The sequence below is a fragment of the Conyzicola lurida genome, assembly GCF_014204935.1.
In the GTDB taxonomy this organism is placed as follows: Bacteria; Actinomycetota; Actinomycetes; order Actinomycetales; family Microbacteriaceae; genus Conyzicola; species Conyzicola lurida.
Map to the genome: position 1 here is coordinate 2,006,619 of NZ_JACHMJ010000001.1, position 13,845 is coordinate 2,020,463.

12 protein-coding genes are annotated in these 13,845 nt (G+C 69.6%); 11 read left to right on the top strand and 1 reads right to left on the bottom strand.

Annotated elements, in window-relative coordinates; translation table 11 throughout:
• Window positions 1-35: 35 nt before the first annotated feature.
• Window positions 36-2,585, top strand: a complete 2,550-nt coding sequence (gene pepN / locus HD599_RS09670) for an aminopeptidase N (protein WP_184236593.1) — start codon at window positions 36-38, stop codon at window positions 2,583-2,585.
• A gap of 184 nt (window positions 2,586-2,769) precedes the next feature.
• On the opposite strand, the gene HD599_RS09675 is transcribed toward pepN, so the two are convergent.
• Window positions 2,770-3,732: a LacI family DNA-binding transcriptional regulator gene (locus HD599_RS09675; RefSeq protein WP_184236596.1), complete on the bottom strand. Its 963-nt coding sequence runs from the start codon at window positions 3,730-3,732 to the stop codon at window positions 2,770-2,772.
• Window positions 3,733-3,917: 185 nt separating this feature from the next.
• On the opposite strand from HD599_RS09675, the gene HD599_RS09680 reads away from it, so the two are divergent.
• The 10 genes from HD599_RS09680 to HD599_RS09725 all read left to right on the top strand — a co-directional run bounded on the left by HD599_RS09680 (window position 3,918) and on the right by HD599_RS09725 (window position 13,829).
• The gene (locus HD599_RS09680) at window positions 3,918-4,739 is read left to right on the top strand and encodes an ABC transporter permease subunit (RefSeq protein WP_184236599.1); all 822 of its coding nucleotides are present in this window, start codon (window positions 3,918-3,920) and stop codon (window positions 4,737-4,739) included.
• Window positions 4,736-5,533: an ABC transporter permease subunit gene (locus HD599_RS09685; protein ID WP_184236602.1), complete on the top strand. Its 798-nt coding sequence runs from the start codon at window positions 4,736-4,738 to the stop codon at window positions 5,531-5,533. The genes HD599_RS09680 and HD599_RS09685 overlap by 4 nt, the downstream gene beginning before the upstream one ends.
• Window positions 5,530-6,531, top strand: a complete 1,002-nt coding sequence (locus HD599_RS09690) for an ABC transporter ATP-binding protein (protein ID WP_184236604.1) — start codon at window positions 5,530-5,532, stop codon at window positions 6,529-6,531. The genes HD599_RS09685 and HD599_RS09690 overlap by 4 nt, the downstream gene beginning before the upstream one ends.
• A 63-nt stretch (window positions 6,532-6,594) precedes the next feature.
• Complete coding sequence (locus HD599_RS09695; protein ID WP_184236607.1) at window positions 6,595-7,680, top strand: extracellular solute-binding protein; 1,086 nt, start codon at window positions 6,595-6,597, stop codon at window positions 7,678-7,680.
• Window positions 7,681-7,768: 88 nt separating this feature from the next.
• On the top strand, window positions 7,769-8,890 hold the full coding sequence (locus HD599_RS09700) for an adenosine deaminase family protein (protein ID WP_246376147.1): 1,122 nt from the start codon (window positions 7,769-7,771) through the stop codon (window positions 8,888-8,890).
• Window positions 8,891-8,969: 79 nt separating this feature from the next.
• Window positions 8,970-9,899, top strand: coding sequence for an ABC transporter ATP-binding protein (locus HD599_RS09705; RefSeq protein ID WP_184236610.1), 930 nt, complete (start codon window positions 8,970-8,972; stop codon window positions 9,897-9,899).
• Window positions 9,896-10,714: an ABC transporter permease subunit gene (locus HD599_RS09710; protein ID WP_184236613.1), complete on the top strand. Its 819-nt coding sequence runs from the start codon at window positions 9,896-9,898 to the stop codon at window positions 10,712-10,714. Before HD599_RS09705 ends, HD599_RS09710 begins: the two co-directional genes overlap by 4 nt.
• Before the next feature lie 5 nt (window positions 10,715-10,719).
• Window positions 10,720-12,018 (top strand): sensor histidine kinase, encoded by a 1,299-nt coding sequence (locus HD599_RS09715; RefSeq protein ID WP_184236616.1) that lies wholly within the window; start codon window positions 10,720-10,722, stop codon window positions 12,016-12,018.
• Window positions 12,015-12,695 (top strand): response regulator, encoded by a 681-nt coding sequence (locus tag HD599_RS09720; protein WP_184236619.1) that lies wholly within the window; start codon window positions 12,015-12,017, stop codon window positions 12,693-12,695. The genes HD599_RS09715 and HD599_RS09720 overlap by 4 nt, the downstream gene beginning before the upstream one ends.
• 45 nt (window positions 12,696-12,740) lie before the next feature.
• Window positions 12,741-13,829 carry a mechanosensitive ion channel family protein gene (locus tag HD599_RS09725; protein WP_425489157.1) on the top strand — a complete coding sequence of 363 codons (1,089 nt, stop codon included), beginning with the start codon at window positions 12,741-12,743 and terminating at the stop codon, window positions 13,827-13,829.
• The last annotated feature ends 16 nt before the right edge of the window (window positions 13,830-13,845 follow it).

Here is a 13,845-nt window from a genome sequence, read left to right on the forward strand (position 1 = left end):
CACAAGCCGACAACCAACGAAGGAAGGCCCCACCCGTGCCAGGAGAGAACCTCACCAGAGTCGAGGCGCAGCAGCGCAAAGCGACCGTCGATGTGCAGAGCTACACCATCGCCCTCGACCTCACCACGGGAGCGGAAGTGTTCCGCTCGACGACCGAGGTCTCCTTCACCGCCACCGCGGGGGCGTCCACCTTCATCGACCACCTGTCGCGCGCCGTGCTCTCCGTCACGCTCAACGGCGTCGAGCTCGACCCCGCCGTGGTCAACGACGGCACGCGCATCCAGCTCGACGGGCTCGCCGAGCGGAACACGCTCGTCGTCGTCTCCGACGCGGAATACACCAACACCGGCGAGGGCCTGCACCGCTTCGTCGACCCCGTCGACGGCGAGGTCTACCTCTACTCGCAGTTCGAGGTCCCCGACAGCCGCCGCGTCTTCGCCGTGTTCGAGCAGCCCGACCTCAAGGCGACCTTCCAGTTCACCGTGACGGCCCCGAGCGCGTGGGCCGTGGTCAGCAACTCCCCCACGCCGACTCCCGAAGAGCTGCCCGCCGCGCCCGGCTCCTCCGTGTGGACCTTCGCGCCCACCCCCGTGCTGTCGAGCTACGTCACGGCGATCGTCGCCGGGCCCTACGAGGTGACGACGTCGGAGCTGACGAGCAGCGACGGCCGCGTCATCCCTCTCGGTATCTACGCCCGTAAATCGCTCTTCGAGTACCTCGACGCCGACTACATCTTCGAGAAGACCCGCCAGGGCTTCGCGTACTACGAGGAGAAGTTCGACTTCGCCTACCCGTTCGAGAAGTACGACCAGCTGTTCGTGCCCGAGTTCAACGCCGGGGCCATGGAGAACGCCGGGGCCGTGACCTTCACCGAGACGTATGTGTTCCGCTCGAAGGTGACCGACGCCGTCAAGGAGCGCCGCGTCGTCACGATCCTGCACGAGCTCGCGCACATGTGGTTCGGCGACCTCGTGACGATGAAGTGGTGGAACGACCTCTGGCTGAACGAGTCGTTCGCCGAGTGGGCGTCGACCATCGCGACCGCCGAGGCCACCGAGTGGACCGAGGCATGGACCACGTTCCAGGCCATGGAGAAGGGCTGGGCGTACCGTCAGGACCAGCTGCCCTCGACCCACCCGGTCGTCGCCACCATCAACGACCTCGAAGACGTGCTCGTCAACTTCGACGGCATCACCTACGCCAAGGGCGGATCGGTGCTCAAACAGCTCGTCGCCTGGGTGGGCATCGACGCGTTCTTCGCCGGCGTCGCCGCGTACTTCAAGAAGAACGCGTACGGCAACACCGAGCTCACCGACCTGCTCAGCGAGCTCGAGGTCACCAGCGGCCGCGACCTCAGTGGTTGGAGCGCGCTCTGGCTCGAGACCGCCGGGGTGAACACTCTGCGTCCCGCCGTCGAGACCACGGGAGACGGCACGATCTCGTCGTTCTCGATCCTGCAGACGGCCGCGGCCGACTACCCCACGATCCGCCCGCACCGTCTCGCGATCGGCTTCTACAATCTCGACGGCGGCAAGCTCGTACGTACCGACCGGTTCGAGATCGATGTCAATGGCGAGAAGACGGATGTCGCGTCCCTCGTGGGCCTCAAGAAGCCCGACCTCCTCCTCATCAACGACGACGACCTCGCCTATGCCAAGGTGCGGCTCGACGAGTCGTCGCTGGCGGTCGCCATCGAGCACCTCGCCGACATCGAGAACCCGCTCGCCCGCGCCATCGTCTGGGGCTCGGCCTGGGACTCGACCCGCGACGGCGAGACCGCGGCGAGCGACTACGTGCGTCTCGTGCTCGGCAACATCGCGACCGAGACCGAGTCGACGACGATCCGCACCACGCTCGGCCAGCTGACCACCGCCGCCCGTCTCTACGTGCAGCCGAGTGCGCGCGCCGAGACGATCACCGCCGTCGGCGACGAGCTGTGGAAGCTGGCGCAGGCCGCCGAAGCCGGGTCGGACGAGCAGTTCCAGTTCGTGAAGTTCTTCGCGAACATCGCCTCGACGCCCGAGCACGTGGCGACGCTGCAGGGGCTGCGTGACGGATCGGTCACGCTCTCCGAACTGGAGATCGACACCGACCTGGCCTGGGAGATCCTCGAGGGTCTCGCGGTCAACGGCGCGGTCGGGACCGCCGAGATCGATGCCGCGCTCGCCGCCGACAACACGTCGAACGGCCAGCAGGCGGCGGCACGCACCCGTGCCGCGCTGCCGACGGCGGAGGACAAGCGCGCGGCGTTCGACTCCCTCGTGGCGTCGGACGAGCTGCCGAACGCGATCGTGCGCCAGACCGCGGTCGGATTCCAGCACGTGAACGACCCGTCGGCGCTCGCGCCGCTCGTCGATGCGTACTTCGCCATGATCGCCACCGCGTGGAAGGACCGCACGCACTCCATCGCGGAAACTCTGGTCGTGGGCCTCTACCCCGCGCCGCTCGCATCGGCCGAGCTGGTCGCCGCGACGCAGGCCTGGCTCGACGCGAACCCCGACATTCCGGCGCTGCGCCGACTGGTCACGGAGAACCTCGCCGGCGTCGAACGCGCGCTGCTCGTGCAGGAGCGCGACGCACAGTAGTTCGCGTCACCGTCACGGCCCTCGCCTCCTTCGGGAGGCGGGGGCCGTTTCGCGTGCGGGCATCGGCCGCGGCATCCATGCCCCTCGCTCGGTCATCGGCGGCAAAGTGCTCTTCCGCACCTGCGGGAAGCGCAGTTTGCCGCCGACGAGCGCGACTACCGGTCGAAACGGGGCCGGTGAGACCTCAGCCGACCGGCTCGGCCCAGCGCACGGGCACGGGCATGCGCAACTGCTCCGTGGCGAGCGGGGTGCGGCTGCCGATGCGGGCGAGCAGGCGGTCCATCGCGACGTGGCCGAGTTCGTCGCCGTCCACGTCGATGGCCGGCACGCCGGTGAAGCCGAGGGCGTCGACGACCATGCGCTCGGAGCTCACCGTGATGGCCGGCGCCACGATGCCCGCGGTGCGCAGGGCAAACATCACGCCGAGGCCGATGGCCGTGGCGTAGGGCACGACGGCGGTCGCCGCGGAGTCGATGACGGCGGCCGCGGCGGTGACGCCCGCGGCGAAGGTCGCGGGATACGGGCCGAGCACATCGAGGTGCGCACGCCCCTCGGCGGCGGCCGACACGGCGAGCGAGCGCTGGCCGTTCTGCCACGAGCCATCGGGGCCGCCGATGTAGGCGAGGCGCGTGTGCCCCTCCTCGATGAAGCGGGTGACGAGCGAGCCGAACGCGGTCGCGGTGTCGGCGACGACGGAGGTGAGGCCGTCGATCTCGCGGTCGACCAGCACGGTGGGCTTGAACGAGGCCGCGGCACGCACGATGTCGTCGCCGCCGCGGGGCGCCGCGACGATGAACCCGTCGACCTGGGCGGAGAGCCGCTCGAAAGCGTGCAGTTCGTCGGGCGATGCGAGCGGGTGCACGGCGACGGTCAGCTGCATGCCCGCCTCCTCGGCCCGGGCCTGGGCGCCGGCGATGATCGGGGTGAAGAAGCTGTTCTCGAGCGTGGGGACGACGAGGGCGACGATGCCGCTGCGGCCGCTCGCGAGTTCGCGGGCCGCCCGGTTGGGGACGAAGCCGAGTTCGCGGGCCGCGGCGAGCACGCGCTCGGTGGTTTCGGGGGCGACGAGTTCGGGGCGGCTCAGCGCGCGAGAGGCGGTCGCCTTCGACACCGCGGCTCGGGCGGCAACATCGGCCAGCGTAGACACGAACTCCCCTTCGATACATCCTCACCCTAGGCGCGGGGCCGGTGAGGCCGGACGCACCCCGCCGAGTCTTGTTACACGTTGTTTACACGGCGACGGCTTTCGACGCCGGATCCGCGTCTAGGCTAAATGTAACCGGTTGCACAACCGATTGCATCCCCCATCCGTCACGATCACCGGAGGTACACGTGAAATCCCGTACAGCCGCGCTGCTGCTCCTCCCGGGGCTCGTGCTGCTCGTCGCCGGCTTCCTCGTCCCGTCGTTCGTCATGCTGTTCTCCCCTCCCGGGATCGCTCCGGCCGAGATCTTCGTGCGCTTCGGCGAGATGCTCACCGACCCGTACGACCTGCGCATCATCGGCCGCACCGTCGGCATCGCGCTCATCGTCACCGCGATCTGCATCTCCCTCGGCTTCCCCATCGCCTACCTGCTCGCCCGGTCGACGTCCCGCTGGTCCGGAGTGCTGCTTGCCCTCGCGATCTTCCCGCTGCTGCTCAGCAACGTCGTGCGCACCTTCGGCTGGCTCGTGGTGCTCGGCTCGAACGGCGCGATCGGCCAGGCACTCGTCGGGCTCGGCATCGTCGACAAGGCGCCGCAGCTGCTCTACACCGAACTCGCCATCGTGCTCGGCCTCACCCAGCTGTTCCTCCCCCTCGCGATCATCTCCTGCTACTCCGCCGTCGCCCAGGTCGACCCGGGTCTGGATGACGCGGCGCGAGGCCTCGGCGCCACGAGAACCCGCACCTTCTGGACCGTCGTCATCCCGCTCTCACTGCCGGGCATCGTCGTCGCTGCCACGCTCGTCTTCGCCGGGTCCGTCACCGCGTATACGACGCCGTACCTCCTCGGCGGCTCCGGCCAGCGGATGCTCTCGACCCAGCTCTTCTCCTACTCGAGCGTCACGATCGACTGGGCCTCGGCGTCCGCCACCGCTCTGATCATGACGATCCTCGTCTTCCTGGTCTCCGGACTCTCGTCCCTCGTCGCCCGTAGAGGAGCAACCTCGTGAAGGTCCGTCGCCCGGTAGCGAGCGCGCTCGCGGTCGCCGGCTACATCGTGATGATCGTGCCGATCATGTTCGTGGTCGCCACCGCGTTCACCGGCGGAGAAACCCTGCGCTTCCCGCCCGAGGGCGTCTCGCTCCGCTGGTTCGAAGCCGCGCTCTCCTACGAACCGTTCATCGGCGCGCTCGTCTCGAGCCTCCAGCTCGCGGTGCTCGCCACCGTGCTCGCGCTCCTCGTCGGCGTGCCCGTCACGCTCGCGATCTACCGCGGCAGAATCCCCGGCAAGGGCTTGGTCGAGGGCCTGTTCCTCTCGCCGCTCATCGTGCCCGAACTCGTCGTCGGCCTCGCGCTCTACCAGCAGCTCATGATCGGTCTGAAGCTCGACAACTTCGAGACACTGCTGATCGGCCACACCGTGCTGATGCTCCCCTACGCCGTGCGCGTCACCGGGGCATCGCTCGCCCTCGCCGACCCGGCGCTCGAGGAGGCAGCCCGCGGTCTCGGCGCCTCGCCGCTGCGCACCTTCTTCACCATCACGCTCCCGCTGCTGCGTCCCGGCATCTTCTCGGCCGGCCTGCTCAGCTTCGTGACCTCGTTCAACAACGTGCCGCTGTCGCTCCTGCTGCAGAGCAGGGACTTCCGCACCCTTCCCGTCACGATGCTCGACTACGTGCAGCAGAGCTACGACCCCATGGTCGCGGCCATGGCCACGCTCATCCTCGCCGCCACCATCGTCATCGCCGTCATCGCCGAACGCACCGTCGGCTTCGCCAAAATCTTCGGAGGAATCAACCGATGACCATCGCAGCAGAATTCATCGGAGTCAGCCAGGTATTCGGCGACTTCACCGCCGTCGACGCGATCGACCTGTCGATCACCGAGGGCAAGCTCACCACCCTGCTCGGCCCGTCGGGCTGCGGCAAGACGACGAGCCTGCGCATGCTGGCCGGGTACTCGACGCCGACCTCCGGCACGATCAAGATCGCCGGCGTCGACAGCACCCGCACCCCGCCCGAAAAACGCGGTCTGGGCATGGTCTTCCAGTCGTACGCGCTGTTCCCGCACCTCACCGTCGCCGAGAATGTCGCCTACGGCCTCAAGCTGCGCCGCGTGCCCGCCGCCGAGCGCCAGAAGACCGTGATGGAGACGCTCGACCTCGTCGGCCTCGCCCACCTCGCCGCGAGCAAGCCGAAGAAGCTCTCCGGCGGCCAGCAACAGCGCGTCGCGCTCGCCCGCGCCATCGCGATCAAGCCCACACTGCTGCTGCTCGACGAGCCGCTGTCGAACCTCGACGCCCGCCTGCGCGTGCAGATGCGCGCCGAAATCCGCCGCATCCAGGCCGAGACCGGCCTCACCGTCGTGCTCGTCACCCACGACCAGGACGAAGCCCTCGAGATGAGCGACGACATGGTGCTCATGCGCGCCGGCCGCATCATGCAGCAGGGATCGCCGCAGGACGTGTTCCGCAGCCCGGCCAACCGTTTCGTCGCCGACTTCCTCGGCTACGAGAACTTCGTGCACACCGCCGCCGGCGACCTGCTCGCCGTGCGCCCCGAGCACCTCGAGGTCACCGCCGCGAGCACCGGAGGCAGCGACGGCCTCCGCCTCGAAGGACGCATTGCGGATGTCGCGTTCCGCGGCGTCGACCTGCTCGTGACCGTCGACGCCATCGACGCCAGCGGTGCCCGCGTGCGACTGATCTCCGACGTGCGCAGCACCGGCTCCGACATCCTCGCCGTCGGCGACGACGTGACCGTCAGCGCCGCCGCCGGCCGACTCGTGCCGCTCGCCGGCTGACCCACCTACCCACCGCCCCACCACCCGGTCCCCCAGGCCCCCAGTAAAAAAGGAAACCGTCCCATGCACAGCACTGCACGCAAGCGTTCCATCGCCCTCGCGGCGTCCTTCGCCGCGACCGCCCTCGTGCTCGCCGGCTGCTCCAGCACCGACGAGAACACCGCGGGCTCCGACTCCGACGCCACGAGCATCGTCGTCAGCACCTTCCCCTTCGGCGTCGAGGAGTTCCAGGAGGCGATCTTCGATCCCTTCACCGAGGCCACCGGCATCGAGGTCGTCGTCGAGACCGGCTCCAACGCCGACCGCCTCTCCAAGCTGCAGCTCGCCGACGGCGACCCCGGCATCGACGTCATGCTGATCTCCGACTACTACGCCGCCCTCGGCCAGGAGGACGACCTCTTCCAGGAGTTCGACGCCACCGACGTCCCCAACCTCGAGAACATCGCCGACTTCGCTGTCGAGGACGCCTACTTCGGACCGGCCTACAGCTACCAGCTCAACGGCACGATCTACAACACCGACGAGGTCACCGCCGAGGAAGCCGCCGACTGGGACCTCTACGCCAACCCCGACTACGCCGGCCGCCTCGCACTGCCCGACATCGCGGTGACCGCCGGCCAGCTCGCGCTCTCCGGCGTCGGCGAGGCCTATGGCGACGGCCCCTACGACATCGACACCGCGCTCTCGACGATGGCCGACTGGGCTCCCGGAATCCTCCAGTTCTACAGCTCCTCCACCGAGGTCACGAACCTGCTGACCCAGGGCGAGATCGTCGCCGCCGACTCGCTCAGCGGATTCGCCACCACTCTCGTCGCCTCCGGCGAACCCGTCGCCTGGACCGCTCCCACCGAGGGCCGCTACATGGCCACCAACCGCGCGATGATCCCGACCGGAGCCGAGAACGTCGACGGCGCCTACGAGTTCATCGAGTACCTGCTCTCCGTCGAGGCGCAGACCGCGTCGGCCGAGCTCGTCGGGGACCTGCCCGTCAACCTCGAGGCGACCGTGCCCGAGAGCATCGTCGACGTCGTCGGCGACATCGCCACGGACCCGATCGCGGCCGGCTACTCGACCCTCGACCCGACCGAGCTCGTCTCGACCCGCAACGACTGGGTCGACCGTTTCGCCCGCGAGGTCACCTCCAACTAATCCGGCCGGCGCCCGTTCCCCGTTCGGGCGGGGAACGGGCGCTTTCACCTTCTCGACACATAGCACCACCAGACGGAACAGATCCACAATGACCCCCACCGCTCAGCTGCCCGCCGGATACCTCGACCGGATGCCCAAGACCGACCTGCACTGCCACCTCATCGGCGCGGTGCGGGCGTCGACCTTCGCCGAGCTCGCGCGGCGCGAGAACCTCGCCCTGCCCGCCGACCCCGAGCGCATCTTCGCCGACATCAACTCGCTGCCGCCGGACCCCGAGCTGTACAAGAACACCCGCATCCCCGTGCCGCAGGGCCGCAGCGCCGGCGAGCCCGATGTCTCCTACTCGCTCTTCCAGGCCTCGCGGTGGGTCACCGAGGTGCTGCGCGACGCCGACGACCTCACGCGTATCGTCTACGAGGCATTCGAGGATGCCGCGGCGAGCAGTTCCACGCGACACCTCGAGCTGTTCTTCGACGAGGTGCCCCCGCACCTCGCCGGTCTCGGCTACCGCGGTTCCGTCGAGGCCTACGCCGAGGGGATCCGCATGGCGGAGCGCGACTTCGGCATGACCGGCCGCATGATCCAGGGCATCGACCGCAGCAAGAGCGCCGAGCACGCCCTCGAGGTCGTGCGCCAGGTCGTCGACAACCCGCACGAGTACGTCGCCGGCATCGGCCTCGACAACCTCGAGACCGCCGGCCCGCCCGAGCGTTTCGCCGCCGCCTACGCCCTCGCCGGCGAGGCGGGACTTGGGCGTACCGCACACTCTTCCGAGCACTCCCCCACCGCCGTCAACACCATCACCTGCCTCGACCTCCTCGGCTGCGACCGCATCGACCACGGCTACTACGTGCTCGAAGACGACGCGGTCGTCGCCCGCATGCGCGACGAGCAGGTCGCGTTCACCGTCGCCTCGACGACCTCGCGCCGCTCCTGGCGCCCGTGGCGTCGCGCGTCCATCGCCGCGATGCTCGAGGCCGGCCTCAACGTCATCCCCTGCTCGGACGACCCCGGCATGTTCCCGACGACGCTCGGCCAGGAGTACCGCATCGTCTCCGAGCAGATCGGCGCGACGGCAGAGCAGGTACGCGGGATGGCGCTGGCCGGCGTCGCGGCGTCGTGGCTGCCCGCCGCCGAGAAGGCGTCGCTCGCGGCATCCTTCACCGCAGAGCTCGCCGCTCTCGACGTGGAGTTCGGCCTCACCGCGTAGTACCGGGGCACCATGCCCTCCGCGCAATATCCGTCTCGCGCCGGATGCTGACGAAAACACCGGTTACTAGGCTCGACGCATGATCAAGGCAGAAGGACTCAGCAAGCGTTACGGTGCCAAGACCGCCGTGAACGACATCAGCTTCACCGTCAACCCGGGTATCGTCACCGGGTTCCTCGGCCCGAACGGTGCGGGAAAATCCACCACGATGCGCATGATCGTCGGCCTCGACCGGCCCAGCGCCGGATCCGTGACAGTCAACAACAAGCACTACGCCGACCACGCTGCACCGCTCCGCGAGGTCGGCGCACTGCTCGACGCCAAGGCGATCCACACCGGGCGCAGCGCCTACAACCACCTGCTCGCCATGGGCGCGACCCATGGCATCGGCAAGGCGCGCGTCAACGAGGTCATCGGCCTCACCGGTCTCGAGTCGGTCGCCGGCAAGCGCGTCGGCGGGTTCTCGCTCGGCATGGGGCAGCGCCTCGGCATCGCCGCGGCACTGCTCGGCGACCCGGCGACGCTCATCCTCGACGAACCGGTCAACGGTCTCGATCCCGAGGGAGTGATGTGGGTGCGGCAACTCGCCCGCCACCTCGCCTCCGAGGGCCGCACGATCTTCCTGTCCAGCCACCTGATGAGCGAGATGGCGCTCACCGCCGATCACCTCATCGTGCTGGGCCGGGGCAGAATCATCGCCGACGCTCCCGTCGCCGAGATCCTCGCCACGTCCACCCGCACCGCCGTCAAGCTGCGCAGTCCCCGTGCCGAGCAGCTCGCCGCTCTGCTGCGCGGCAGCGACGTCACCACGACCGAGGCCGACGCCCTGCTGATCACCGGACTCACCGCGCCGGTCATCGGCGACGCGGCCGCCCGCGCCGGCATCCCGCTGCACGAACTCACCCCCGTGGGCGCCTCGCTCGAAGAGGCCTACATGGAACTCACCCAGGACGACGTCGAGTACCACGCGTCGACCACCGCTCCGATCACGGAAGAGGCAGCCCGATGACCGCCACCACCCTCGCTCCCCTGCCCGCCTCGCGCCTCTCCACCGTCGGCATCATCCGCTCGGAGTGGATCAAGCTGCGCACCGTGCGCTCGACCGTCTGGTCGTACGCGATCATCGTGGTCGTCTCGATCGGCATGGCCGTGCTGATGTCCAGCACGATCGGCGGGAGCGGCGAACAGCTGCCCGAGCTGCAGACCGGCATCGTGCTGCAGGCCGCGACCTTCGGCGTCTACTTCGGCCAGCTCATCGTCGGTGTGCTCGGCGTCCTCGTCATCAGCGGCGAGTACTCGACCGGCATGATCCGCTCGACGCTCACCGCGGTGCCGAAGCGCATCCCCGCCCTGGCTGCCAAGGCGCTCGTGCTGTTCGTCGCCACGTTCGTGGTCGGCCTGGTGAGCACCTTCGGCGCGTTCCTCGTCGCATCGCCGATTCTCGCGAACTCCGGGATCGAAGCGGACCTCTCCGACGGCAAGCTCTACGCCGACCTCGTGCTCGCGTCGCTCTACCTCGCGCTGACCGCCGTGTTCTCGCTCGGTCTCGGCACGGTGCTGCGCAGCAGCGCGGGCGGGATCGCCGCCGCACTCGGCACCATCCTGCTGTTGCCGACGATCCTGCAGCTCATCGCCAGTTTCACGCAGGCGCAGTGGGCGGTCGACCTGATGCCGTACCTGTTCTCGAACGCCGGAACCGGCATGTTCATGGAGAGCTTCGACGGCAGCGGGTTCGAGCAGTGGCAGAACACCCTCGTCGTGGTCGTCTGGACCGCGGTCAGCCTGGTCGCTGGCGCGGTACTGATCAAGCGTCGAGACGCGTAGTCCGGATGACGGCTGGACAGACTCCCCTCGACCGGCACGCGGTGCCGGTCGAGGGCGACCTGTCGCTGCCGAAGCCGCCCGGAGTGATCCGACGGTTCTGGTCCCGGCATCCGCGCCTCACCGACGTCCTCGTCGCGGCCGCGTTCACCGTTCCCGCCGTCGGCGCGAGCCTGCTGGTCGCCTGGGTGCCCGATTCGGTGCGGAACCCCGACCTCGCGCCGCTCGGTGCGGTCGTCTACGTCGTGGGCGGCGCCACCCTGCTCTGGCGCCGCCGCCACCCGTGGGCGGTACTCGTCGTCGCGTGGGTGATCTCGCTGGTCGGCGTGCCTGTCTGGGACTCGGTCGACGTGACGCTGATGGCGTTCGCGCTCTACGCGCTCGCCGTCTACGGCTCGGTCCGGGCGGCGTGGATAGGGCTGGCCGTCTCCGCCCTCGTCACGGCGGCCGGCAGCGGGGTCGTCGCCGCGATCGCCATCGAGAGCAACGTGCCGGTGACCGCCGCGAACTTCAGCCAGATCGGCGCCCTGCTCATCGTGGTGCTGGTCGGCATCAACATCGCCAACCGGCGGCGCTACGTCGTCGCGCTGCTCGACCGGGCGGCGCAGCTCGCCCGCGAGCGCGACCAGACGGCGCGGCTCGCCGCCGCCGACGAACGCGCGCGCATCGCCCGGGAGATGCACGACATCGTCTCGCACGGGCTCACCGTGATGGTGACGCTCGCCGAGGGGTCGGCCGCGACCACGACCACCGACCCCGAGCGCGCCGTCGTCGCGATGCGCCAGGTCGCCGAGACGGGACGCCGGGCCCTCACCGACATGCGGCGCATGCTCGGGCTGCTCGACGACGGGCTGCCCGGCGAACTCGGCCCGCAACCGGGGCTCGAGGATCTGGCGGCGCTCGTCGAGCGGTTCCGCGGCGCCGGCCTGCGGGTCACGGTCAGCGCGGAGGGCATCCCGCCCGCCGACCCGGCCGAGCAGCTCACCGTGTACCGCATCGTGCAGGAGTCGCTCACCAACGTGCTGCGGCACGCGGCGTCCGGCGCCAACGTGACCGTCGACGTTCGGTACGGGACGGCCGGGGTCGTGATCGGCGTCACGAACGACGGCCCCGTGGTCGCCCCGCCCCTGCCCGGCAGAGGCCGGGGCACCGTGGGCATGCGGGAGCGCGTGGCCCTGTACGGCGGCACCGTCGAATCCGGGCCGCGGCCCGGCGGCGGGTGGGCGGTGCGGGCGACGCTCGCGCACGAACCGGCCCCCGCCGCCGCCGCGTCCACCACCCCCGACGAGAGCGAGACGGCACGATGACCGACACCACCGATACGCCCGGCACCGACATCCGCCTGCTCATCGTCGACGACCAGGCACTCGTGCGTATGGGGTTCCGCATGATCCTGGACGCGGCGCCCGGAATGCGGGTCGTCGGCGAAGCGGCATCCGGCGACGAAGCCCTGCGTCTCGGCGCCGAGACGCGGCCCGACGTGGTGCTGATGGACGTGCGGATGCCGGGACGGGACGGCATCGCCACCACCCGGGCGCTGCTCGAGCTCTCGCCGGAATCGCGGGTCATCATCCTGACCACGTTCGACCTCGACGAGTACGCGTTCGGCGGGCTCCGTGCCGGGGCCAGCGGGTTCCTCGTGAAGGACACCCGCCCCGACGAACTGCTCGCCGCCGTGCGCGCGGTGGCGAGTGGCGACGCCGCGATCTCCGCGCGCGTCACCCGGCGCATGCTCGAGCTCTTCGGCGACCGGCTGCCGGCAGTGGAAGCCCCGGCGCGGGACTCGCTGGCCGAACTCACTCCCCGCGAGCGGGAGATCCTGACGGCGATCGGCGAGGGCCTCACCAACGGCGAGATCGCCCGGCGCTTCGTGCTCGCCGAGTCCACGGTGAAGACGCATGTGGGCCGGGTGCTGCAGAAACTGGGGCTGCGCGACCGCGTGCAGGCCGTCATCTTCGTCTACGAACACGGTCTCGCGGGCTGACCCGCTCCGGCCGCTGTCAGGGGCGCTCGAATAGAATGGGGCCATATGGCTGCCGTAGTTGACCCCGAAACCCCCTCGTTCGACTGGTCCGCGTTCTGGACCATGCTCGCCGACTTCTACAATGCGACCCCGCCCCTGCAGGTCGTGGTCATCATCGTCTTCGCGATCCTGCTGAGGCTCGCGCTGCAGTTGGTGATCAACCGCGTCGTCGACCGGATCGTGCTCGGCGTGAAGAAGAAGCAGAACGTCGACGACACCCAGGCGCTCTTCGCCTCGCCGCTCGCCGCCGTGCGCGTCGTCCAGCGCACCCGCACCCTCGGCAGCGTGCTCAACAACGTGGTGACCGCGGTGGTCGTCAGCGTCGCGGTACTGGCGAGCATCAACGCCCTCTTCCCCGGAGTGACCGGCGCGTTCTCGCTCATCACCGCGGCCCTCGGCGCCGGCCTCGGTTTCGGTGCCCAGAACATCGTCAAAGACGTACTGAGCGGCCTGTTCATGGTCGCCGAAGACCAGGTGGGTGTGGGCGACGTCGTCGACCTCGGGCCCGCGACCGGCGTCGTCGAAGACGTGGGTATCCGCATCACGAAGGTGCGCGACGTCAATGGAACGCTCTGGTTCGTGCGCAACGGCGAGATCCTGCGCGTCGGCAACATGTCGCAGGGCTGGTCGCGGGTCATCATCGACCTCGCCGTGCCCTACGACGCCGACGTCGAAGCGGTGCAGGCCAAGATGCTCGAGACCGGCACGGCGCTCGCGACCGAGCCCAAGTGGCGCTCGCGCGTGCTCGAGAAGCCCGAGATCTGGGGCATCGAGTCGATCTCGGGCGAGGCCATCGTGGTGCGGATCGTCGTGAAGACCCGGTCGGCCGCGAAGGACGACGTGGCGCGCGAGCTGCGCAGCCGCCTGAAGCGCGCGCTCGATGAGATGGACGTGAAGATGCCGGCCCTCAACTCGATCACCCTGAGCGGGTTCGAGGGGGCGACGAGCGTCAAGGGCGCCCGCCCGCCGCGCACGAAGCCGATCGAGGTGCAGGCGGCCGAGAAGACCACGCCTGCGCGCACCACGCCGCAGGACGACCCGCGCGGGTTCACGCCGGGCACCAAGCCGACCAAGCCGAGAAAGCCGACAGCATGAGCGAGCCGAACCCCGT